This is a genomic window from Occallatibacter riparius (assembly GCF_025264625.1).
GTDB classification, from domain to species: Bacteria; Acidobacteriota; Terriglobia; order Terriglobales; family Acidobacteriaceae; genus Telmatobacter; species Telmatobacter riparius.
The window spans coordinates 3,185,587-3,210,030 of the sequence record NZ_CP093313.1; the positions used below are offsets into that span (position 1 = coordinate 3,185,587).

At 59.1% G+C, this 24,444-nt stretch carries 14 protein-coding genes; 7 read left to right on the plus strand and 7 right to left on the minus strand.

The window, feature by feature from the left end:
• Positions 1 to 1,422 carry a sugar porter family MFS transporter gene (locus MOP44_RS12865; protein ID WP_260796439.1) on the plus strand — a complete coding sequence of 474 codons (1,422 nt, stop codon included), beginning with the start codon at positions 1 to 3 and terminating at the stop codon, positions 1,420 to 1,422.
• A 172-nt stretch (positions 1,423 to 1,594) separates the two neighbouring features.
• Here the strand turns inward: MOP44_RS12865 and MOP44_RS12870 are convergent, their stop codons facing one another.
• The gene (locus tag MOP44_RS12870; RefSeq protein ID WP_260796440.1) at positions 1,595 to 1,972 is read right to left on the minus strand and encodes an ArsR/SmtB family transcription factor; all 378 of its coding nucleotides are present in this window, start codon (positions 1,970 to 1,972) and stop codon (positions 1,595 to 1,597) included.
• Between the two features lie 141 nt (positions 1,973 to 2,113).
• On the opposite strand from MOP44_RS12870, the gene MOP44_RS12875 reads away from it, so the two are divergent.
• Genes MOP44_RS12875 through MOP44_RS12885 form a run of 3 tightly spaced genes read left to right on the plus strand, consistent with a single transcriptional unit; the run spans position 2,114 to position 8,039 of the window.
• Positions 2,114 to 5,290, plus strand: a complete 3,177-nt coding sequence (locus tag MOP44_RS12875; RefSeq protein ID WP_260796441.1) for an efflux RND transporter permease subunit — start codon at positions 2,114 to 2,116, stop codon at positions 5,288 to 5,290.
• Complete coding sequence (locus tag MOP44_RS12880) at positions 5,290 to 6,540, plus strand: efflux RND transporter periplasmic adaptor subunit (RefSeq protein WP_260796442.1); 1,251 nt, start codon at positions 5,290 to 5,292, stop codon at positions 6,538 to 6,540. Before MOP44_RS12875 ends, MOP44_RS12880 begins: the two co-directional genes overlap by 1 nt.
• Positions 6,541 to 6,578: 38 nt before the next feature.
• Positions 6,579 to 8,039 carry an efflux transporter outer membrane subunit gene (locus tag MOP44_RS12885; RefSeq protein ID WP_260796443.1) on the plus strand — a complete coding sequence of 487 codons (1,461 nt, stop codon included), beginning with the start codon at positions 6,579 to 6,581 and terminating at the stop codon, positions 8,037 to 8,039.
• Between the two features lie 45 nt (positions 8,040 to 8,084).
• On the opposite strand, the gene MOP44_RS12890 is transcribed toward MOP44_RS12885, so the two are convergent.
• A complete protein-coding gene (locus tag MOP44_RS12890) occupies positions 8,085 to 9,041 on the minus strand; it encodes a hypothetical protein (protein ID WP_260796444.1) in 957 nt (318 codons plus the stop codon).
• Positions 9,042 to 9,164: 123 nt separating this feature from the next.
• On the opposite strand from MOP44_RS12890, the gene MOP44_RS12895 reads away from it, so the two are divergent.
• On the plus strand, positions 9,165 to 9,506 hold the full coding sequence (locus MOP44_RS12895; RefSeq protein WP_260796445.1) for a hypothetical protein: 342 nt from the start codon (positions 9,165 to 9,167) through the stop codon (positions 9,504 to 9,506).
• 324 nt (positions 9,507 to 9,830) lie between these two features.
• On the opposite strand, the gene MOP44_RS12900 is transcribed toward MOP44_RS12895, so the two are convergent.
• Together MOP44_RS12900 and MOP44_RS12905 are read right to left on the minus strand one after the other, a co-directional pair.
• Complete coding sequence (locus MOP44_RS12900) at positions 9,831 to 11,621, minus strand: HEAT repeat domain-containing protein (RefSeq protein WP_260796446.1); 1,791 nt, start codon at positions 11,619 to 11,621, stop codon at positions 9,831 to 9,833.
• 24 nt (positions 11,622 to 11,645) lie between these two features.
• The gene (locus MOP44_RS12905; protein ID WP_260796447.1) at positions 11,646 to 14,621 is read right to left on the minus strand and encodes a hypothetical protein; all 2,976 of its coding nucleotides are present in this window, start codon (positions 14,619 to 14,621) and stop codon (positions 11,646 to 11,648) included.
• Positions 14,622 to 14,888: 267 nt separating this feature from the next.
• Here MOP44_RS12905 and MOP44_RS12910 point away from each other — a divergent pair, with 267 nt between their 5' ends.
• Positions 14,889 to 15,476, plus strand: coding sequence for a sigma-70 family RNA polymerase sigma factor (locus MOP44_RS12910; protein WP_260796448.1), 588 nt, complete (start codon positions 14,889 to 14,891; stop codon positions 15,474 to 15,476).
• Between the two features lie 48 nt (positions 15,477 to 15,524).
• Entirely contained in the window at positions 15,525 to 18,263 is a 2,739-nt protein-coding gene (locus tag MOP44_RS12915; protein ID WP_260796449.1) for a serine/threonine-protein kinase, read from the plus strand.
• Positions 18,264 to 18,609: 346 nt separating this feature from the next.
• Here MOP44_RS12915 and MOP44_RS12920 read toward each other — a convergent pair whose 3' ends face one another.
• The 3 genes from MOP44_RS12920 to MOP44_RS12930 all read right to left on the minus strand — a co-directional run bounded on the left by MOP44_RS12920 (position 18,610) and on the right by MOP44_RS12930 (position 24,423).
• The gene (locus MOP44_RS12920; protein WP_260796450.1) at positions 18,610 to 20,949 is read right to left on the minus strand and encodes a GH92 family glycosyl hydrolase; all 2,340 of its coding nucleotides are present in this window, start codon (positions 20,947 to 20,949) and stop codon (positions 18,610 to 18,612) included.
• A gap of 95 nt (positions 20,950 to 21,044) precedes the next feature.
• A complete protein-coding gene (locus MOP44_RS12925) occupies positions 21,045 to 23,177 on the minus strand; it encodes a TIM-barrel domain-containing protein (RefSeq protein ID WP_260796451.1) in 2,133 nt (710 codons plus the stop codon).
• A 271-nt stretch (positions 23,178 to 23,448) separates the two neighbouring features.
• Positions 23,449 to 24,423 carry an ROK family protein gene (locus tag MOP44_RS12930; RefSeq protein ID WP_260796452.1) on the minus strand — a complete coding sequence of 325 codons (975 nt, stop codon included), beginning with the start codon at positions 24,421 to 24,423 and terminating at the stop codon, positions 23,449 to 23,451.
• Between the last annotated feature and the right edge of the window lie 21 nt (positions 24,424 to 24,444).

Genomic DNA, 24,444 nt, shown 5'->3' on the forward strand with positions numbered 1-24,444 from the left:
ATGCATACTCCGTTCTCCGGACCGACGCCACAGTCATCTGTTCACGCCGAGATTCGCATCGGCTATCTCTGGACCATCGCCTTTGTCGCTGCCTTGGGCGGATTGCTCTTCGGCTACGACTGGGTCGTCATCGGCGGCGCCAAGCCCTTCTACGAGGTCTACTTCCACCTCACCTCCGAAGCTTCAATCGGCTGGGCCAACAGCTGCGCTCTTCTTGGTTGCTTTGTGGGATCGCTCATAGCTGGCCCCGCGGCCGACCAGTTGGGACGCAAGAAACTCCTCATTGTCTCTGCGCTGTTGTTTGCTGCCTCTTCCGTCCTCACTGGCTGGGCCCATGCGTTCTCCGCATTCATCCTCTGGCGCGTTGTGGGCGGTGTCGCCATCGGACTGGCTTCCAATGTTTCGCCGATGTACATAGCCGAGATCAGCCCGGCCGAGTGGCGCGGTCGCCTCGTGAGTCTGAACCAGCTGGCGATTGTTATCGGCATCCTCGCGGCTCAACTGGCTAACTGGCGTATTGCTGAAACCATTCCCGCCGATCTGCATGGAATCGTTCTTTGGTCATCCTGGAACGCGCAATATGGCTGGCGCTGGATGTTCACCGCCGTGGCCGTGCCCGCGATGCTGTTCCTTTGCTCGGCTCCGTTCATTCCGGAAAGCCCGCGCTGGCTCGCCGCACAGGAGGAGTTTGGCTCCGCGCTCGAGGTGCTTCGCAAGATCGGTGGCGAACACTATGCACACTCTGAGGCGGCTTCGATTCAGAAGTCGCTTAGCTCTCCGCATGAGCGTGCAGGATGGCGAGAACTGCTTGCATCGCCCGGGCGCAAGCTGCTTGCTATCGGCGCTGCCCTAGCCGTCTTGCAGCAGTGGAGCGGGATTAATGTTCTCTTCAACTACGCCCAGGAGGTCTATCGCAATGCCGGCTATGGGTTGAGCGAAATTCTCTTCAACATCGTTATCACCGGCGCCATCAACCTGGTTTTTACCGTTGTTGCCATGTTGCTGGTTGACCGCTTCGGCCGCCGGAGGCTCATGATCTTTGGCTGCGTTGCCATTGGTGTCTCGCATTTTGCCGCCGGCTTAGCCTATCACGCTCACTTACATGGCATCTGGGTGCTAGTGCTAACACTCTGCGCGATTGCCAGCTATGCCATGTCACTAGCGCCTGTCACCTGGGTTCTGATCACCGAGATTTTCCCCAACCGCATGCGGGCGTCAGCAGTGTCAATCACTGTAGCTTGCTTGTGGATTGCGTCGTTCGTTCTCACGTACACGTTTCCTGCGCTGAACCACTCCCTGGGAACCTCTGGCGCGTTCTTCATTTATGCGGCGATTTGTTTTGCCGGCGCAGCGTTTGTCTGGCTCGCCGTGGGCGAAACCCGAGGACGCTCGCTGGAAATGTTAGAAGGTGCGGCGGGATGAGCTTAGCCGTTATCGAGACTTGCAGTCGGCTGAGTCGCTTGAATCGCCACTGTGTGAATCTTTGGAGCCTCAAAGAGGATTAGGCAAGAAATAGGCAGGATCAGAAAAGCGCTTCCGAGCGAGTTCCTTCATCCTTAGGAGTGTGCAGAATTTCAGACGTTCAACATCGGATTTACGAAGTTCGTTGGCCCCGAACTTTCGCGGAACTTGCACTGCGACTAGGGCGTTGTTTCGCGCGCTTCGGTTTCCCCACCGAAGTCGATGGAATTTTCGGGCCCACACTCGCGAGGTATTGAAGATAAGCGGCAAACCTTTCAGGGATGGCACGGTAGTACATATTCAGTCCCTCTTTGCGGTAAGCGATCAAGCCCAAGTCTGCCAAAACCTTGAGGTGGTGCGATAATGTCGCCGCCGATATGGGGTGCTTGCAATGCATCTCACCGCAAAACAACTCCTCGTGCTTTGCAAGATCGGTGTAGATTGCGAGGCGATTCGGATCTCCTAGTGCCTTGCCGATCTGTGCGGCTTCCGCGTCGTTCATCTGTTCCATAACCGCCCGTTTCCCTGTATTCACACAAATAAGAGGATGCAAGGAGGGCCCTTGAGGACGCAAGGAGAGATTTCTGAATCCAACTAGTTCGATGGATATCTAAGTAGTCGTCGGGCCCGCCGACTTCCCCGGAGCGTCACAATGTGGATTGTCAGACTCGCCCTGAATAAGCCCTATACCTTCATCGTTGCGGCCATTTTGATTGTTGTCCTCGGCGTCGCGTCGATTGTGTCTACGCCCACCGACATCTTTCCGAATATAGATATTCCGGTTGTCACCGTGATCTGGTCCTACTCCGGGCTCTCTGCGAAGGAGATGGAGCAGCGGGTCACGACGTTCAGTGAATTCGTGATGGCGGTTGTGAATGACGTGAAGGCGATCGACTCGCAGACGGTGAACGGTGCGAGCGTGATTAAGATCTCATTCCAGCCGCAGGTTCGCATCGATGCGGCGATGTCGCAGATCGGAGCTGCCGTGAATTCGATTCGGTTCCGAATGCCGCCGGGCGTGAACCCCCCATGGATTCTGCGCTTCAGCGCATCGACGGTGCCGATTATTCAGCTCTCGCTTTCAAGTGACACTCTCTCTGAATCGCAACTTTACGATTACGGGCTTTTTCGGGTGCGCCAACAGTTGTCCACCGTGCCGGGAACGCTGCTGCCCGCTCCCTACGGCGGCAAGGCTCGACAAATCATGGTCGACATGGACCAGAATGCGCTTCAGGCAAAGGGTATCGCGCCGACGGACGTAGTTGCGGCCATCAATGCACAGAATCTAACGCTTCCATCAGGCACGGCAAAGATCGGAACGCATGAGTACACCGTCAGCACAAATTCGAGTCCGGTCGATGCGCTCTCCCTCAACGACGTTCCGGTCAAGACGGTAAACGGATCGCTGATCTACATGAGAGACATTGCCCATGTGCGCGATGGATGGGCTGTGCAGCAGAACATTTCTCGCGCGGACGGGAAGCCGAATGTGTTGCTTTCGGTGATGAAGACCGGCTCGGTTTCGACATTGGACATCATCAAGCAGATCAAGAACGATGTGTTGCCCACCTCGCGCGCGGCAGCGCCAAAAGGAATGAAGATTACGGAACTGTTCGATCAATCGCTTTTTGTGCGGGCGTCGATCGAAGGCGTTCTGAGAGAGGGCATCATTGCCGCCTGCCTCACAGCATTGATGATTCTGCTCTTCCTGGGCAGTTGGCGAAGCACGCTGATCATTGCGATTTCGATTCCACTCTCGATCCTCAGTTCCATCATCGTCCTGAGCGCGATGGGAGAGACGATGAATACGATGACCCTTGGCGGGCTCGCGCTTGCGATCGGCATTCTTGTAGACGATGCAACCGTCACTATCGAGAACATTCATCGACACATGGGCTCGAATTCGCTGAAGGATGCCGTTCTGGTTGGCGCTTCAGAGATCGCGACACCTACTTTCGTATCGACGTTGACCATCTGCATTGTCTTTGTATCGGTGGTATTTCTCACAGGCCCGGCGAAATATCTGTTCACGCCGATGGCGCTGGCTGTGGTGTTCGCCATGCTCGCGTCCTATGTGCTGTCGAGGACGCTTGTTCCGGTGATGGTGAATTTCCTGCTCGGCGCCGAGCATTCGCTTGAGCGACACGAGGCGCCGGAGGACCGCACTCCAGCCCGGCGTTCCATCCTCGCCCGCATCAATGGCCACTTCAACCGGGGCTACTTCTGGGTTCAGGAGCGTTACACGCAGGCTTTGCGGACGGTGCTGCATCACCGGAGGCCGGCTCTGTTTACCTCGCTCGCCATCATGGCATCGGCATTCCTGTTGTTGCCGTTCGTTGGCCGGGACTTTTTTCCGTCTGTTGATTCCGGGCAGATCCGCCTGCACGTCAGGGCCTTGCCGGGAACCCGCATTGAGACGACGAAGGCGCTGGTCAGCGAGGTTGAGGAACAGATTCGGAAGACGATCCCTGCGGATCAACTCGACCTCATCATCGACAATATCGGGCTAAGTCCCGAGACCTTCAACTACGCCTTCGGAGACGGGGCCACGATCGGAAGTTCGGATGGCGAGATTCTCATCTCGCTCAACGCGAAGCATCATGACTCCGCTTCTCGTTATGTGAAGCAATTGCGGCCTCAGCTCAACAGGGAGTTCCCTGAGATGACGTTCTTCTTTCAGCCGGCCGACATTGTCACCCAGATTCTGAACTTCGGTTTGCCTTCTCCCATTGACGTACAGGTGCAGGGATACGATCCAGCGAATTACGAAATTGCGCGGGAGCTGCGGGCACAAGTAGCAACGGTGCCGGGCACCGTGGATGTTCGCCTGCACCAGGTGGTCAATGCACCTGATCTTCACCTGGACATCGATCGAGTACGCGCGGCCGAATTTGGTCTCACGCAACAGGACGTAGCCAACAGCATCTACATTTCTCTCAGTTCCAGTGCGGCCGTGCAGCCAAACTTCTGGCTCGATCCCAAGATGGGGATCACCTATGCCGTGGCCGCGCAGACACCGCAGTATCAAATTGACTCAATCAATGCGCTTCAGAACACGCCGATTCCGCTGCACGCCGCGAGCAATCGCAGCGAACTGCTGGGGAATATGGCGACGCTAACGCCAGCCGTTTTGCCCCAGGTCATTAACCACCATAACGGCGCGCCGGTGTTCGACATTTTTGCAAACACGCAGGACAGCGATTTGGGTTCCGTCGCCGGCAGAATCAACAAAATTGTTGAGAGCGAACGAAAGCATCTGCCGGCGGGCACGAAGATTGTGATGCGCGGACAGGTTGAGAGCATGAACGAGGCATTCAACCGGCTTGGCCTCGGGCTGGGATTCGCGGCGCTGCTCGTTTATCTGCTCATGGTGGTGAACTACCAGAGCTGGCTCGATCCCTTCATCATCATTTGCGCGCTGCCGGGCGCTTTCTGCGGAATCGTCTGGGCTCTGTTCCTGACGCAGACAACATTCAACGTGCCTAGCCTGATGGGAGCAATCATGTCCATCGGCGTGGCTACAGCCAACTCAATTCTGCTGGTGACTTTTGCCAATGAACTGCGCAACAAGGGAACCGCTCCGCTTGAGTCGGCTGTTGTGGCTGGATCTACGCGGCTCAGGCCGATCATCATGACGGCCTTCGCCATGATCGTCGGCATGTTGCCCATGGCTCTTGGCCTTGGTGAAGGCGGCGAACAAAACGCGCCGCTCGCGCGCGCCGTGATTGGCGGCCTCAGTGTTGCCACCTTCGCCACCCTGTTCTTTGTTCCTCTGATGTTCACGCTCATTCACTCGAAAAACTCGAGCCACTCCCAGGAGGTCGCATAATGCCGCAGGTTGAAAAAGCATTGGACACCACGAGCAGCAAGTCCGCCTTCATTTCGAAGAAACGTTTGTCCGGATTGACCATTTTTGCGATCGCTCTCGTGGCCATCGGAATCGTTCCCCGGCTGGTTCGCCAGCGCGAGGCTCTTGCTGCAGTCAGCGAGTCCCCTGTCGTCCATCCGGTGGTGAGCCTTGTTCATCCGGAGCTGGGTGCGCCGACATCGACGCTTGTTCTGCCCGGAAATGTCGAGCCTCTGTACAGCTCGGCGGTCTATGCGCGGACGGAAGGGTACGTGGATCGGAGGTCCGTCGATATTGGATCCAAGGTGAAAGCGGGGCAGGTTCTTGCCGTCATCTCTTCGCCGGAGGTCGATCAGCAACTGCTGCAGGCTCGCGCAACCCTGGCCCAATCAGAAGCGGCTCTGCAGCAAGCCAACGCGACCCTCGAGCAAGCCAAGGCGAATGCCGAATTGGCGCGTCTGACTAGGGATCGCGATCTCCCGCTGGGAGGCGAACACGCCATTTCGCAACAGGTTGTTGATGAGGCGGTGCAGGCATACAACGCGCGCGTCGCGGATGTGGCTGCAGCTGCCGCCAACATTACGGCGGCACAAGCGAACGTGGCTGCCAATCGTGCCAATGTATCGCGGTTGGAGCAACTGAAGGGATTCGAGCAGCTGGTTGCGCCCTTTGATGGAGTGATCACGGAGCGCAACGTGGAACGCGGTGACCTGGTCACTCCGGGCAGCGCGACCGGAGGCAAACCGCTCTTCAGTATTGCCCAAAGCGGGACCTTGCGCATCCAGGTAGACGTGCCGCAGTCAGAAGCGGTGAATATTCACGATGGTCAAAAGGCCTCCATCACCGTGAAGGAGCGCCTTGGCCGAGAGTACACGGGCACGGTTGTGCGCAGCGCCAATTCGCTCGACAGCGCCGCGCGTACCATGTTGACCGAAGTTCAGGTGAATAACCAGGATGGCTCTCTACTGCCAGGCATGTACGCGCAGATTAGTTTCACCGTCACTGAGCCGCGGAGGTCCGTCATCATCCCCACCAGCTCGCTGATTGTGGACAACAGCGGCATGCGTGTGGCGACTGTCCAGGGCGACCACAAGCTCCACTTCGTTCCGGTGGTGATCGGCAAAGACCTCGGGACGCAGGTTGAGGTGCTGAGCGGGATTCGTGCTTCCGACGCGCTCGTGTCGAGCCCCAGCGATCTGCTGCGCGAGGGACAGGACGTTGAGGTTCGCTGAGTTGCTGAGTTTATCAGGCGCAGAAGGAAGAAGCTGATATGTTTCCGGAACTGACATCGAAGACCACACGAAGAGTATCGGGCGTCGTCATTGTGACGATTGCTGCATCGGTTCTGAGCGGCTGCAGGGTGGGCCCAAATTACAAGCGTCCCGACCTCGCGACACCGCAGCAGTTTCGGGGCGCAATGGCTCCCGATGTTCGGATGAACACCGGGCCGCAGTCGATTGGCGATGACCAGTGGCCGGCGGTATTTCAGGATCCAGCTCTCGTGCGGCTGATCCATGAAGCGCTGACGAGTAATCTCGATCTCCACATCGCCGCTCAGCGCGTGCTCGAAGCCAGAGCACAAGTGGGCATCACTCACTCTGAGCAATTTCCGTCTGTAAATGCCGGCGGAAGCTACAGCGCACTTCAGGTGCCCTCTGGCTTTGCAGGCACGAGTAACAACGGTAAGCAGAACGCTTCGTTCTTCAATGGCGGTGGCCCCAGCGCCTCCGCTGCGTGGAACCTGGATTTCTGGGGGCTCTATCGAAGGCAGACTGAAGCCGCACGGGCTGAACTTCTGGCGAGTGAATGGGGCCAACGGGCGGTGCAGACGAACTTGATTCAGGATGTAGCCCTCGCCTACTTCAATCTACGAGCCCTCGATGCGCAGTTAGAAATCACGAAAAGTACGATTGAGGCACGAAAAGAATCGCTGCGTTTGACCCAAACCCTTGAGCAGCACGGCGCAGGCTCGCTCGCGGATGTAAGACAGGCAGAAGAGCTGCTTCACACCGCGCAGGCAAACCTGCCTGAATTGCGCCGCCAGATCGCCGTAGAAGAAAACGCGATCAGTATCCTTTTGGGACGTGATCCAGGCACCATCGACCGCGGACTCCCCATTGACCAGCAGGCCCATCCGCTGGAGGTGCCGGTTGGCGTGCCTTCGCAGTTGCTCCAGCGGCGACCAGACATCCAGCAGGCCGAGGCGAAGCTTATAGCCGCCAACGCGCGAATTGGCGCGGCCCGGGCGCAATACTTCCCGCAGATCTCCCTTACCAGCTTGGGCGGTTCTGCAAGCAATCAACTGAGCACGGTGCTTTCAGGCGCCAATGCATACTGGTATGCGGCCGGATCTCTTTCGCAACCTATCTTCGACGGCGGACGCATTCGTAGCAACTATCACCTGACTCAAGCGCAGGAACAGGAAACGCTGATTACATACCGCAAGACCATACTGGGCGCACTCAAGGATGTGTCCGACTCTCTGGTTGCGTACAACGAAACCAGGGAGCGTCGCGAAGAAGAGGCGGAGCACGTCAAGTCCGCAACGGATGCGGTTCGACTCGCTCGGCTGCGCTATTCAGGGGGCAATGCCAGCTACCTCGAGGTGCTAACCACCGACACCGACCTCTATTCGGCGCAACTGCTTTTGGCCCAGGCACAACAGCAGGAAGCGTCCTCGCTGGTGCAGCTATACGCTGCGTTAGGTGGCGGGTGGCAGCAAACCCAATGACACAGCGTAGCAGGCGGCATAGGTAGAGTTATCAAGAGAGAGCTGCTACAGGGCATTAAGAAATGCAACGAGCTGCTGCTTCTCTTTGTGCGTGAGATTCATCTGGAACCGCTCGTTATAGAAGTTCACCAGTTCATCGAGATTTGCGGCTGCACCGTTGTGAAAATATGGGGCGCGGGCTGCGAGGCCGCGCAGAATGGGCCCCTTACCGCGATTGACGTCAGCGCATTGTCCAGTCACGAGCCCCTTGCCGGGATCTGATGTGTAATAGGTGATTGTCTTTCCGGGGTTGGCAGGATCCGGACAACCGGTGATTTCGAAGACGGGCAGATCAGGGGCACTCAACTGACGCAGAGACGCGACGATCGCCGTGTCGGACTCGTACCCCGCCAGTCGGCTTGTGGCGATGTCCAAAGGAAGAGCTGTAGAGTGGTTGCCGACATTGGGCGAATCGTGACAAGTAGTGCACGTGCCGGAAAAAGACGCTGGACTGCCAAGTGAGACGTTGTCGTTTAATCCGCGCACATTTGTAATCGTAAGAGGGTGAGTATTGAAGAGCACCTCGCCTGCGGCGATATCCTCCCGCGCCGAATTCCTTTCTCTATCTTCCCAATCGTCTCGCCCGTCGTATCGCCGCCCGTTGACGCCGGGCTTTTTCCATTTGGCGTAGAGCGAGAACACGTTGGGAGAGAACTTTGCGCCCGTTGGATCCCCTCCGAGAACATCGTTGGCGCCAGGGTAGTACTGCTGCCCTGCGAGATCGAGCGGGCCACCCGTAGCCCCATGCTTCTGCAGCGAACCCGCCTGATTGTCGCGCGCCTGGGCCGTTGTAAGGGCCATCTCAAACTCGACGATCTCAGCGAGCTGCTGCTCGGTGGGTGGTTGTCCTTGCGCGTGACCAGTCACTGCGGAACTCGCCTGGTCCATTAGGTCGTATTTGAGGTTGGCATCAAACGTAGCGGCATTGTTGAGCGGTTTCAAGGTCTCGCGTCCGTCGAACATGACTGCACTCAGGTAGCGTAGATTCGTGCTCGGAACAGGTCGACGATATACGGAAATGAGCGGACGACCAGTTTCTAAATCAGTGCTGACGGCACAGCCATATGGATCGTGCACCACGGCGATATGGAATTGCAGTGCGGCCGGCAAAGTGATACCGATGCGGATCAGACCACGGTCGAGCAGCAAACTATGCGCGGCGCGATTCGTGATGTCGCCGGTGGGGCAGTTTGCTCCATCGAATGCTGCGAACAGGGGATCTTTGCCGCGAGTTCGCTCATAAACGTGCCGTGCGCCGACGGCGCTGATGCTGAAAGCCTGGTCGGGCTGATGACACGTGGCACAGCTTCGGCCATTGGTCCCGAGGCTCTGGAAAAACGCGCCGTCTTCGTGAATATCGCCTGCACTATTGGAGGTAGCAACGGAGCCGGTTGGGTCTTCGAACGGCTTGAGGTTCGGGATCGCTAAACCGATCGCAGCTGCGCTGCAAATCGATAGGAAAGACAAGAGAACCAAGACAATTGGACTAGCCCAGATCCTTTTCATGACAACCTCGCGGGAAGAGAAATGCCGGGTGCTCGTGAGGGACTCAGAAGCGCTTGAGTCATCCAGTAGAACGTGTCCTTACATTCCAAGTGGGCTTCTAGTCTGACTCGCTATCTAACACGGCGCAAATCCCGGCAGAAAGCTATCATCGAAATTCAACCTTTTTTTGGGTGACTTGGATTACTACGAACTCAGCTGTAAAGATCGGTTTCTGTCGCGTTAAAGCCGGCAGCTCCCGTATCCACACTAACGGTGATTCGCAGCTGTGAGTGAAAGACTCGTCAGTGCTTCTCTGGCCTGGCGTCGAATGCCCGGAGCAGTATCGAGCTTCGCGATCCTCTCCAGGGTTTCAGGGATCCTTGCTGAGGCGGTCGGGTTCAAGCGAAGCACTGCCAGAGCATCACTGCGCACATACTCCACCTTGTCTGTGCTTGCCGCTTGCAGGAGCGCATCCGCAAGCTGCTCCGTCAATGGATGGCGGAAGCGGACGGCGAAAATGGCGTCGGCGCGAACGGCTGCATCCTGATCGGAAGTGATGGCGGCTGCGAGCAGTCGATCGGTCTTTATGCCGGGTGCCAGCCGGAGTGCGCGAGCCGCGGCACCGCGAATCGAAACGCGTTCATCGCTCAAGGCTTCCTCGATAACTGGAATCACCGCAGGGCCAACGCTGTTGCCCAGTGCGCCCAGCAACTCAGACTTCTCACCCGTGTCACGAGCGCCGCTGTAAAGGGCGATCAGTAAAACGTCAATGGCATCGGCTTCCGCTTCATGCTCCGGCCGGCCGGCGCGGGCGAGGGCGCCGCTCATCATCCGCGCCGCGGATCGGACGGCCGGGTTGGGGTCCTGCATCAGGTCTTGAAGAACGCTCATCGCTTTGAGCGGCGGGTGCTGCATCTGCACGAACGCAACGACTGCGTCGACGCGCAGGTCCTGTGGCAGAGACGTATCGTGTGCGAGAGCTGAGAGGACCTCTACGGCTGAAGATGAGCCTGAGGCGCCAAGCGCGTTGGTAATGACGCGATTCCGGCCCTTGCTTTGAAGGAGGGAAGCCGCTGCTCGGGCTGCTTCAGGGCGACGGCGGAAGAGTGCGGTGAGGCGATCAGGGGAGGCCGCCGTGCCGCCGTCTTTGGTAAATGCGGCCGCGAGCAGTGCGTCGGTGGCGTAACCATCGAGGAGCCGGTCGTCGGCCTCCGCACGCACCCGAGCGGCATCGGGGCGCTGCGTGACGATTGCGGAACTCGAAAGCTGAGGGCGGGCGCGTTCGAGGCTGCCGATCAGTTCCGGGACGTGCGTGGTACGAAGATTGCCAAGATGAAATTCGGTAACGGCGGCCAACTGTTGCGCTTGATTGGTCGAGAGATCGAAGCGAATACGGTCGGTGCCGTCGATTCCTGCCACATTTCGATCCGGATTCAACGAGAAGCTGATATCCGACTGATCAACAGCTACGTGGACTGCATCTGTGGGAGCCCCCGCGACCCCGTCGGTATGGGTGTACTTCAGCTTGCGCTTGAGGATGCGGTCCGGCTGCGGCACCAGGTAAAGCGCCGAGTATTCACCCGCGCCATCGCGTTCCTCAGAAGTCCAGGAACTTCGTGAGTCGGGAGGTCGGACGAGTTGCAACTCGCTCGCCATCATCAGCAGCAGGTTGCGGTCAGACGGAGTGCTATCGCGATAGAAATGTATCTCGATCAGCCCTCCGTCGCTGCGATAGGTTGCCCAGAAGGGACGCGAAAGGCGTGCCTCGAGTTCGGCCACCGCGGCCGCGGGCGCCTTCTGCACTGCATCTCCGATGCAATGGACGTTATCCAGTCTTAGCTGCGCTTCATATCGACCAGGGTATACAGCGGAGATAGTTGAAATCCATTCGCCTGCGATGTGGACATCGATCGGCGGCGTGGAGCTTTGTTCCATGCGGACGCGGAATTCCAGCGACCAGCGGGACTGGTCGCCGGGCCCGGCCTGCGGGGCTGCCGCCGCCACCATGATGGTGGTGGCGGCGGCGATCGCAATCGATCTAAGAATGGTACTGATCATATGCGGCTCCTTGAATTGCCTGGCCTATTCGATTGCCGTTCCGAAGACGATCACAGAATCGGAAGCGAACGGAGAGGCGCCCTGGGTTGTGGTCATTGTCACTTTCTGATATCCGGGCAGTACCCAGGTCGACCAGAGTGCGGAGGGAGTAGAGGTGGCAGCTCCGGTTACGGGAAGCGCCACGGCGGCGCCGGGATTTGTGCAGGCCGGGCTTTGATCGTTGCAGTACGCCACGGTAAAGGTGGTGTTCAGAGCACCTGTGGCACCAGAAACCAGCCCCGTAATGGTTTCCGGCAAAGGATTGTTGCCAATGTCTAAAGCGCCGCTGTCGTCGAAAACCCCCAGGAATCCATCTTTATTGATCATCTGCGTAATGTAGACGCCGTTCTGCAGATTGCTCACGGTGACCGTCACCGGTGTAGCCGATGCGGCCTTCGTGATGGGGTGGTTTGAGGAATCGGTCACAGTGGTGGTGGCCGTCAGGCCGATAGTCCATGTGGAGGAAGTGCCGGACGTCGGCGCGCCGAAAACGACTACGGGGTTTGCGGTGTTGGCTCCGGACTGAATCGTTGCCGTGCTCGCATTCGCGCCCTTGGTGAACGTCCACTGGTAAGTGGCAGTGGAAGACAACGAAGTATCATTCGGTGCCGCCGACCCATGGAGTGTGATCGGCAAGCCGGAAGACAAAGTCGCGCCCTGGGCCGGTGAAACGATATTGACTGTGATCGGGTAAGTGCACAACGAAGTGGGCAGCTCGAAAAGCTGGGTGTCAATCGTGTCGTTGAACAGGTTCCACGATGCCGTGGCCAGCGGTTTCCATTTGAACAGCGTGTAGGAATCCGTGTAGCAGAACGGGCAATCTCCGAACGTGGCCTGAAGGTTCACTTCGCCTCCGCCCGAGCTGAGATTGAGATCTCCCTTCAGCGAGCCGTTCATCGTGGTCGCGCAGATGTTGGGTTCCGTATGGATGACCCACTTGACCTGCGCGCTCACGGGTGTCGACACCGTAAGCAGGTTGACCTTGGCATCCACTGTGCCGGAAGCGATGCCGAGGTCGATGCCGCCGCTGATGTGTCCCCCGACGGAAGCTGTGGGGATGACACTTAGGTCGGCGCCAGAGAGCGCCGCTGAGCCTTGCGCATTCAGGTCGGCGTCAACCGTCGCGCCGAGCGTAATGCTGAAGATCCAGATGTGGACAGAGGGAAGGTTGTACTCCTGGTTCCAGCTTGGATCAACGCTGAACCCGGTGCTGGGGTTAAACGGGAGTCCGCCGGAGGGGATCTCTTCGCCCAGGACGTAGAAATTGAGCGTCCCAGAGGAAGTGGCTGGTTTATACGCGGGGGTAGTTGCGCCGCTGTCCGTGTCTGCTGTCAGCTTGGCGTCAACCACATCCACGTCATCGCCGAAGAGTACGCCGTGAGCGGTGAAGGTGGAATCGAAGTGCGTCAGGTTTTCATCTGTGCCGGAGACAGCGGTGGGGGTCAGATTGCCCGAGAGCCGCCAGTAGGCGTCGAAGCTGCCGCCGGGATTCAGGTCGCCACCGGTGTCGAACGGGGGATCGCTGTTTGGCGCCGATCCATCGAGAGGCGCGGCCTCATTGGAGGTCGATTTGCCCGTGAGATTGTCGGTGGGCGTGCCGTCGCCGTGGCGGGTGGCCGACTCAGGCACCGGGGTGACGATCCAGTCACGTGCCGGGTTGGAGTTGCGCACCTGGTTGAAGTAGTCATTGATGATCTTGTTGGCCTGCGCCGTCTGGTTCGAGCAACTCGTAGACGTTGTCACTACGGTGCCGGGAATCGGAGCTGGTGTGCAGGCATCTGCATCGCCCCAGAAGGTAGGCATGGCTGGAATAAGGCCTGAGCCTGTCCGGTCACCGAGAGGATTCAGCGCTATCTGAGCGCGGATCTGCTGCGAAGAATCACCGCCCTGGATAGTTAGGCTTATCCAGTTTGAGCTGACCAGGTCTCCGGCGACATTCGTGCCGGTGCAGGACTGCAGGATATAGGACTCATTGGATGTGTCGGTCTTGTCAGGATTGTAAGTGCAGGTGAGCGACGGCTTGGAGTCCAAACCAAGCGCAAGCTGTACCGTTGTTGAGCCCGCCGTTCCTTTCTTGAGGTGGAAACCAGCCGGAATTTGCGTTGGGCCGAGGTCGAAGGACTTGCTCACGGGCGCGTCACCGGAAACAACCAAGTCAAGCGAACCGCCATATCCCGCCGGGGGAGGATTGCCCGTCGGAGATTGAACTAGGTCCACTGAGTGGACGCGCAGGTTATCGAACACGAGAGTGCCGCGCACTTTTTCTGGCGAACCCACGACGAACTGGAAGACGAGATCGTTGAAATCCTTGCCGTCGAGCGCGGAGCTGACTCGCTCGGGAATGGGGAAGGCAACGGTGTTGTACGTTCCGGCGCGGAGATTCTCCAGCTTCACTTTCCCCAGCGAATCTAGGAACAATCCACGGGACCTGGAACTGACCAAAGCCATGATCCAGCCGTCGTTGTCAGAATCGGAGCGTTCCCTCCAGGGCTTGTGCGTTGCATCCTTGTCCGGCGGAAGCAGGATATCGAGCTGCAGGATAGCTCCATCCTTTCCGATTCCAGTGAGAGCGGCTGCGGTGGACGCGACGGGTCTGCTGGTGAGCGTCAACAGATGGGGTGGATTGTTGACAGCGAGTGCGGCGCTGCCCTGGGTTCGGTTCGTCGTGGATGCGACAGCGAAATCCGGGAACAGGCCGTCGATCCTGGCGCTCCACGCCGTCGGAACCTCGAAGCCCATGATCGCATCCGAACCGAGAGGGGAAGGGGATGCACCCTGCTGGGCCACTGAGAGGTTGGCAAGGCAGAATGCGATCCCGATGACTGCCAAGCTGGACCGACGGAAGGACGGCGTGAGTAGAACGCGCCCCTCCCTCCACCCCGCGCGAGCAGGAGCTAGCTGTCGGGTTATGGGAAACGTCAGCGCGGCGATGCAGGCCGACATGAACTGAGCGAGATTCATAGGACCCCCTACATTTCTAAATTTTGTTTGTGTGGGCGAGCTTCCGTTAAAGAGAGAAATCTGAACGCGAAGGCCCCGTTTTTTGCCTGTAACTCAGCGATCTGGCCGTGCTGAACGAGGCGGGTATTCAGACCCTCTACTGAATTAGGCGCAAGCGGATCCCGGCAGCTATCGTCCGGGCATGCGAAAATTCCATGGCGCCGGTTTTTTCCATTCATGCCGACACGAATTCGCCCCGCTAACCACACTGAAGATATGGAGTGCGTTTTGCATACGCATAAGGAGGAACAGATCAGCGCGCTGCTCCAGGCATGGAGCAGCGGCGATCAGGACGCGTTGGAGCAACTGACTCCGATCGTTTATGACGAGCTGCGCCGTCTGGCCCGGCACTTCCTTAGGAATGAGCGCGCCCACATCACCCTTCAGACAACGGCCCTGGTGAACGAAGCGTATCTGAAAATGGTCGACTTCAAGCGCATGCGCTTCAAGGACCGCGCGCACTTCTTTGCCGTGTCGGCGCAACTGATGCGACGCATCCTGGTGGATCATTCCCGCCGCCGCAATTTAAAACGCGGGGGCAATGTGCCCCACGTTTCCATCGAAGACACGAATGCGCTCGCGCCCGAACATCCGATTGACTTGATTCTGCTCGATAATGCGCTGCACGCGCTGGCCCAATTCGACTCCCGAAAGGCGAGGGTGGTCGAGCTGCGCTTTTTCGGAGGTTTGAGCGTGGAGGAGACGGCCGAAATCCTGAGTGTCTCCTCCATTACTGTTATGCGCGACTGGAATACCGCGCGAGCCTGGCTATATCGCGAAATGAGCGGCGCGTGCTCTGAATCAGCGGGTCCGTGAGGGTGCCCTCGGATCAGGATCAACCCCATGGAGGTCACTTCCCCGCATATGAAAATCGAGCGCTGGAAAGTTATCGACAGTCTGCTGCAGTCGGCGCTGGAACTTGCGCCCGGCGACCGCGAACAGTTTCTCTCCCAGGCCTGCATTGAGGATGCGTCGCTGAAGGACGAGATCATTTCGCTGCTGACTTCATATAGAAAAGCCGGGGAGTTCCTGGAAACTCCGGCCTTAGAGGTCGCCGCACGCGAGCTTTCGTTGGAGGCGGACGCGCTTCCCACCGCTCCTCTCGCGGGGCAGATCATTTCGCACTATCGCATCTTGAAGATGATCGGCAGTGGCGGCATGGGAACCGTCTGGCTCGCCGAACGCTGCGATGGCCGGTTTGAGCGGAAGGTCGCCATCAAGTTTATTCACCTGGCGTTGCTCGACGGGTCCGCAGCTGCACGATTCAAGCGGGAAGGAGCGATTCTCGGCCGGCTGGCGCACCCCTCTATCGCCGAGCTTATCGACGCGGGTCTCACCTCGATCGGAGAGCCGTTTCTGGTCCTGGAACTCGTTGAAGGGCGGGCGATCGACGACTACTGCGACAGGAACAGGCTTGGCGTGGAACCGCGCATCCTGCTCTTCCTTGATGTGCTCGCCGCGGTCTCGCACGCGCACAGCAACCTCATTGTTCACCGCGATATCAAGCCCTCGAATGTGCTGGTGAGAAATGATGGCCAGGTCAAACTACTCGACTTCGGCATCGCCAAGGCGATTGAGGATGGCACTGAAGCCGGTGCCGCGACCCCACTCAACACGCAAACCGGAGCGGCGCTTACGCCTTTATTCGCAGCGCCCGAGCAGGTCACGGAAGGCCCCATCACCACGGCCACCGATATTTACACGCTGGGTGTACTGCTTTATCTGCTGCTGACAGGCCAGCATCCCGCCGGTCCAGGACCGCATTCTCCGGCACACCTGATCAAGACAATCGTTGACCAGGAACCGCCACGCCCCTCCGATGCCGTCTTCTTGATCTCACCGGAAGGAGCTGCAAATCGTTCCGCAACTCCGCAAAAGTTGCGCCGCCAATTGCGTGGGGATCTGGACACAATTGTCAGCAAGGCCATGAAGAAGATCCCGTCCGAGCGCTACACCTCCGTGCTCGCGTTTGCCGACGACCTGCGGCGCCACTTGGAACACAAACCGGTGGCGGCACGACCGGATTCGCTCGGATACCGGACATCCAGGTTCGTGCGCCGCAACTTTGCCATGGTGGCCGTGGGTGCGGTCGCACTCTTAGCCATCGTGGCGGGCGTCTCCGCCATCGTGATTCAGGGGCGTATGGCGCAAAAGGAGCGCGATTTCGCCTTCCGCCAGCTCGCGCGTGTTCACCAGCACGACGATTTCCTGGAGTTCCTGCTGTCCGATGCCGCGCCCATGGGAAAACCATTCACGGTTAACACCCTGCTCGAGCGGGCGGAACACATTGTCGAAAAGCAAAAGGACTCAACCGGGAAGCTCGATCTGATGGAGTGGATTGGGTCTGACTACGGGGTACAAGACTTGCACGGAATGGCCAAACCTATTCTCGAACGCGCCTACGCTATCTCGCGACAGTCGAGTGATCCAAGTGTTCGCGCCGCGGGTTCGTGCTCTCTGGCAGCCGAACTGGCGCGCGACGAGGATCTCGATCGGGCCGAAGCGCTGATCGAGGAAGGACTAACAGCCTTGCCCAATGACCAGCAGTACGTGCTCGACAGGGTCGTATGCCTGCGCGATGGAAGCGAAGTTGCAAGGCAAAGGGGAGCAGTCACGGTTGCCGTAAACCGCATGGAGACCGCAAAGAGGACAATGAGCGGCTCGCCTTTCGATTCCGATGATCTGGAATCGACTATCTCGCTTGATCTTGCCTCCATGTACAGCGAAGCGGGGCGCGATCAGGATGCCCTCGACGAGTTTCAACGTGCCGCCGCGCTCATGACGAAGACCGGTCGCGATGAGACCCAGACGGCCATGGTTCTATACAGCGGACTGGCCCTGGAACTCGATCAGGTGGGGCGTCCTCTGGAAGCAGAGAAATGGGACCGGAAGGCCATCGACATAAGCCGCGACGGCGCTAACGAGGATGCAGTCCCGGCCATGGTGCTCAACAATTACGGGCGTGTACTGCGGCAACTGAACCGCCTGCCGGAAGCGGCAGATCATGTGGAGCGCGCACATAAGAAGGCCGTGCAGACGCAGGACGAACTCGTCGTGAATCAGTCGCTGCTGGAACTGGCACGCATCTATCGCCTGCAACACAACCTTCGCCGCGCTGAGACCGTTCTGAACGAAGTCGAACCTCGGTTGGCCAAAATGCTCCCGCCCGGCCACTACGCCTTTTCGGCGGTTCCCACTGAGCGAGGGCTGATTGCGCTGGAGAAGAAGGATTCGGCCGCCGCGCTTCAATTCATGAACCAGGCCATCGCAACGCTCGAAGCTACCGTCAACCATGGTGGAAACGGGAGTTTCGCGTTACCCGGTGTTTACCTGAATCGATCCATGATCTACCTTGCGATGCAGCGTCCCGACCTGGCTGAAGCTGACGCATCCCACGCGCGCGCGTTGCTGGAGTCGAAAGAGCATGTTCACGGGAACACGAGCAAACTAGGCTCCGCAAATCTGGCCGAGGCCCGTGCGTTGGCCGCCGAAGGCCGGATGACGGAAGCGCGAACTGCGGCATCGCAGGCACTGGTGCAGTTCGAAGGTTCGATAGGCGCCGATCATCCCGATGCATTGGCGGCACGCCGCCTGACTCAGTAAGAAGCCATCCGCCGCACCCTGACCGGCAGACTCATCGCCCAAATCGGGAATATGATTTACGCCAACGAGCCTTCCCTAAATTCATATCAGAGGGGAAGGAGATGTATCGTGCATCGAATCCCGAGATCACGCTCAAATTCATGGTTGGCTTCTAAGGATGCCGAGACCCCGCAAACGCCGCAAATTCGTGCGTGGCGCAACTCGTCAATGGCTTCCGGTCCGCGCTGATCGAGACGGAGTGTGGCAGGGTCTGTGCGCGATTCACTGGAAGCTGGGCTTCGATTGGGTAGCCGGTCAGGTTTGACGCTCTGCGCCCCGCAGCGTCATGCCGCGAGGCGCAGAGAGCCTACACGGTCAGAGATGGCGGCATGGCAGCCTCGTCCGCGCCTAACAACTTGTTGGGCGTGGATCCAAGCGTAAATACCAGATGCGCGCCATTCGCGAGATCATCGTGGCGAACCCAGAGACGGTCGTGCGCTTTGCCGTTCAAGGCGACGGACTGGATATATTTGTCCTGCTCTCGGTTCCCGCCGGACGATTTGGCTTCAATCACGAGTTCGCGTCCGTCGCCGAGAGCAAGGGTGACGCGCTGGAATAGCGGCGCTGAAAGCACATAGGTCGCACTGACCGGATCGACTGCGTACAGGCCCATGGCGCTCATGACAAACCACGCGGACATCTGGCCACAGTCTTCGTTTCCGTCGAGACCGTCGTAGTCGTTGCGGTAATGCGTGAGCAGAATTTCGCGTACCCGTTCCTGCGTCTTCCAGGGCTGGCCGGCCCAGGCGTACAGATATGTAATGTGGTGGCTCGGCTCGTTGCCGTGGACGTATTGGCCGATATTCCCAGTCATGTCGGCAACCACTTCGTTGGTGACGCCGGGCTGTTCCGTGAAGAGCCGGTCAAGCTTTGCCGCAAACGGCTCGCGTCCGCCGAACAGATGCATGTAACCCTTCACATCGTGCTGGATAAAGAAGGTGCTCTGCCAGGCATTGGCCTCGGTGTAGTCGCGATGGTGCGGAATGTGACCGGTGGCCTTGGGATCAAAATTCGGAATCCATTCCCCGCTCGCAAGTTTCGGCCGGATGAACTGCGTTTGCTTGTCAAACACGTTTTTGTAGTTCTGCGACCGCCGGCGCTGGATCTCCCCGTCCTGAGGGTGGCCGGTAGCGTCAGCAACGTGGGAGCATGCCCAGTCGCAATAGACATACTCCACCAGTTTGCCGATCGATTCTCCTCCGCTATCTGCGGGGATGTAACCCATGCGCCGATAATCAGGAAGGCCCATGTAGTCGTCGTCCATATTGCGCTTGCGCATTGTGGCATAGGCGCGCTTCCAGTCAATGCCGGGGATCTTTTTAACGCACGCTTCCGCCATGACGCTGGCCGCGTGGTACCCGGGCATGCAGTATGTTTCGCCATCCTGGAGGGGCCAGATGGGAAATCCGTAGATGCTTTCCTCGCCCATGCGGATGAGGCAGTTCACCAGGCGAGGCACGCGATCGCGCTGCCACAGAGTGAATGAGGGATGAAGGGCGCGATAGGTATCCCAAAGGGAGTAAGTGCTGTAGTTGTGCTCGCCGGCGGCGAGCTGGTGAATCTGCTTATCGAGCCCGCGGTACTGGCCATTGCAGTCATCTGCCAGGGTTGGCGCGCACATCATGTGATAGAGGCTGGAGTAGAAGATGGTCTTGCGCTCTTCACTCGGGTCCTCCACACGGATGCGCGACAACTCATGCTGCCACATTCGCCGCGCCGCAGCACGGATAGCTTCGAAATCGAACCCCGGCTGCTCTTTACGCAGATTGCCGAGAGCGTTCGAGGCGCTGACCATGGAGATGCCCGATTTCACCAGCACAGTTGAGCCCGGCTCGAAGTGGAACGCGACCTTGAGATTTCGCCCGTCAACGCTGCGGTCGTCGGAAGGCTTGTCATCGACGAACACTTCTACCTTGGAGGGCTTCGAGGAAAATTCCGTGGCGAAGTAGATCTCTCGGTCCGGAGCCCATTTGTTGACCCGGCGGCCTCCCATCACAAGGGTATCGCTGACAACGGAGAGCTCTGCGGATTTGACTTCGCTCTCTGTTCCGTAGACGTGATGCCAATCGAGGAGAATGTGTGCAGGTTCGCCAGTGGGAAACGTGAAGCGGGCCAAGCCAGTGCGTTCCGTGGCGGTGAGCTCAGTCTTGATTTTGTTGCCGCCCGAACTTCGGGTGAGCACCGAGTAGTAGCCCGCCTCACCGTGTTCGTCGTCATGCGAAAAGTGCGACCGGTAAGTGCCTTCCGGATTCTTGCGGGCTTCAGGATCGGTGCCAGGCTCAAGGACGACATTGCCGGTGCGCGGCACAAGCAGCAAATCGAGCATGTCGCCCACGCCGGTTCCACTGAGGTGTGTGTGACTGAAGCCCATGAGCGTGGTGTCGTCGTGGTGATATCCAGACGACCAGTCCCAATCGCGAATACCGGTATCGGGACTGAACTGCACAGCGCCGAAGGGCACAGTGGCTCCGGGAAAGCAGTGGCCGTGTCCCCCCGTGCCGATAAACACGTTCACGTAGCGGACGAGGTCCTCAGATGAGGACGCGGCGGAGACCGGGCTCTGCGCCGCAGCGGGAACGCTCTTGTTGACGATGGCTGCGCCAGCGGCGGCAGAAGCAACGGCGAGAAACCTACGACGATTGAGCATGACTACCCCATTTGGATTCAGGACTGACGTTTGATTGCGATAGACAATACAGTTTGCTGCAAAACCCGTTGCAGGTGCGCGGTTGCCCTCCAGCGCTAGGTCTTGGTCATCTGTTTCACGTTTACGACACGATAACCGTGCGGCTTTGTCCCCAGGCCTCGATCGGCGACTCTGCCGGGGCCTGTGGAGCGAACCTCGAAGCCGGAAGGACCGTCGAGTTTCCAGGGCAGCGAGCCGTCTCCGAATACGGCCACAGTCAGGTCGCGTGTTGCCGGGTCATCTGTTGTTAGAGCGGTCCCGCCCAACGGGACAACGGAGCCGGCCTTCACGTAAACCGGAATGTTCTCATAGGAAGCCGGCACGGTGAAGGAGCGGCCGCCCTCGACGGACTCTCCGGTCCAGAAGTCGTGCCAATTGCCTCGGGGAAGCACAACCTTGCGCGACTCCTCTCCGGCAAAGAGAGGCGCCACAAGCATTCTGTCCCCCACCATGTACTGATCATCGACCGCGTGCAGGCTCTCGTCATCGGGGAAGTCGAGCGTGAGCGCGCGGAAAGGAGGAGTGCCGTCAAGGGCGTAACGCGCGAAGACGCCGCGCAGGTAAGGGAGCAAGCGCATGCGCCACTCGATGATGCTGCGGCAGCGGGCCTCCAGTTGCTGCCATCCTTCGGCGAGATCCCCGGCATTGTTCTTCTTCTGATCGATCTGCTTCCACGGCGGATTTTTGATATACCACGCGTTGACCATCGCAAGCGGCGAAAAAACCACGGTCTGCAGACGGCGAATCAGGTCCTGCTCACTGACGGCATCGCGCACCTCTGGGCACCACAGCAGGCCGCTGAATCCGGAATTGACAAGTGCGCGCACGAAGTCGCGGTGATCGTACAAGTCGCTGTAGAGCACGAACGGGTAGGGCGCGGCGAGAGCGCCACTGGATCGTACGAGGCTGTAGGTGGGCTTGTTCCTTTGCCGGAATTGCTGGAGAATCGCGTCCTGGTAACGGAGGCCAAAGACCTGGTGCATCTGCTCGCCGTCCACGCCGGATGGGAATCGCGAGAACTCAGGGAATGACCAGCCGCGCGTGAAGTCGGAGTTGTCGCACTCGTCGAGTTTGAAGCCGTCGATCCCGATATCGATGAGCGTCTTGCCGTGGTAATCGCCGAAGATGTCGCGGGCGGGCGGAGCCGCGAAATCAGGTACGAGGCCGCCCCACACTCCATAATCGCCCGAGTGCGGCTGAAGTTGTTCGAAGATGGGCGAAGACGGGTGGGTAAACGCGTGCTCCCATAAGTTCATGCGGTACTTGAGACGCGCTACATCGGCAACGAATGCGGGTGGATCAGGGAAGCGCCCCTTGTCCCATGCGAAGGAGCAGGAATAGGCATGGCTTTGCCATCCCGGTTCGAGTCCGAGCACATCGCAGGGAATCTTGCTGTCGCGCAGATCGCTGGCAATGGCGAGAACCTGCTTCGCATCGGCCGACCCCACCGCACGATACCAGAACCCAAGTCCCCACTCTGGCGGTTCTACGCCGTTTCCGGAGAAGAGATTGTAGCGGCGGACAGCGTCGAGCATCGTCGGACCGCCGAAAACGTACACATCCACGCCTGCAGCGCGGGGAATTTCGACTGTGATCTCCCCGGGCTCTTCCGACGGCAGATTGCGCAGCGAGTCAGGCGTGGGAACCCCCAACTGCGCTGCAGACGAGGGCTTTCCCGGCTTCCGCCTGGCGTCGCCGCAATAAAAGCTGGCATAGCGACAGGTGTCCACAAATACTGCGTAACCGCGCGTACTGATGTAGAGCGGTACCGGCGCGTGCGAGTCGCCGGTATCGAGCCGCGGATCGGCGTTGACGCGAATGGTTTTCTTTTTCCCGCGCTGTGCGAACGAAAGGAGTTGCAGGCCGAAGCCGAAGATGTTTTCGTGGGCTGCCAGCGGCAGGGTGATGCGGCATCCGCGCGGTTCAATCACCGCGCTGCTTAGCGCAATCGGCGGCTCTGGGGGAGCGCTCATCCGCTGGAGTGCGGCAACATCGGGCGGGATCGTGCGACTGGAGACATGCGTGAAAGCCTCCGGCGCGCCGATCGTAGCCTTCCAGATGCCGGGCAGGGCAGGAACGAACGCAGGCAATGGGAGGGCCCCGCCCTGCGCTGGTTGGCCGCTGATTTTGGAAGCGGCGCAGGTGGCGAGTGCGACAGCCGAGCCTTTCAAGAGATTTCTGCGATTCACGACGGCTCCTAAAAAATGGGTGAAGGAATCAGCCGAAGCTATTGAGACGATGCTGCAAACTGTCGACTCATCCAGTCGCGTACCAGCGGCGCAGGAAGAACACCTGCCACAAATCAAACGCCTGCACCCATGGTGTCGGCAGCCTCCACAGCATAGGCGGGACACAGAATCTCATCAAAGCCATCGTAAATCGCGCGACTGAAGTCTCTGCTGCTTTGTAAGCTGGCTGCTGCTCATGAATGATCCCGTAAGTTGGAACGTGGCACGGCGGTTACACGCGCAGGGTGGGTGCGGAACGCGAGAGGCCCTGGGCGACGCAGAGAGCTGAAACGTCCCCGATGCGCTCGCCAAGTCGGGCCGGTACAACCTGGCACACCCGCGCGCTCTGCTCCAGAGCCTCGTTCTTCATCGCTGCCAGCGCGGGTTCGAAAAGCATGTCTCCAAGGCGCAATGCCAGGCCGCCAATCACGATGCGCTCAGGGTTGAGGACGTCGACAAGTATTGCGAGAGCGTGGCCGAGCTTCACGCCTGTGCGCTCAACGATGCGGCGCGCCATTCCGTCACCCTGGGCTGCCGCCATGCCGATGTCCCGGGCCGTGAGCTGTCCGCTGGCAGCAATGTTCGCCAGTGAAGTGGATTCTCCGTTCGCGGTGGCCGTGCTGACCATCTCGGTGCCAAACTGCGCCATGCCCCAACCGCTCGCCCAACCTTCAACGGATCCGCTCTTCCCGTAACCGACGGGACCATCCTCGGTAAGACGAACATGTCCGATCTCGCCGGCCATCTCGCTGGAACCCCGGTATAGTTCGCCGTCGAGGATGAGACCCGCGCCGAAGCCCGTCCCCATCGTGAGGAAGATCAGATTCTGGCAGTCGCTGCCGGCGCCGTAGCGGTGTTCAGCAATCGCTCCGGCGTTGGCATCGTTTTCCACCAGGCACGGTGCTCCGAACCGGGCTTCGAGAATCTGCTTGATAGGCACATCCACCCAGCGTCTCAAATTGGGCGGGGACTGGATGATACCCCGGTGACGATCAAGGGGGCCACCGCAACTCACACCCAGGCGCAATTCGCCAAGGCCGGGATGTAGCGCGAGCGCAGAAGCGATCAGGCTCTCAATCTTCTCGATGGCCTGCTCGGGCCCAAGGTCGGGACGGGTGGGAAACTCTTCCCGGAAAAGAATGCGGGTGGGGTCTTCAGCCAGGATCACCGCTGTCTTCGTCCCGCCGATGTCGATACCTGCCAGCATCAATATTCCTCGTCGCCTGCT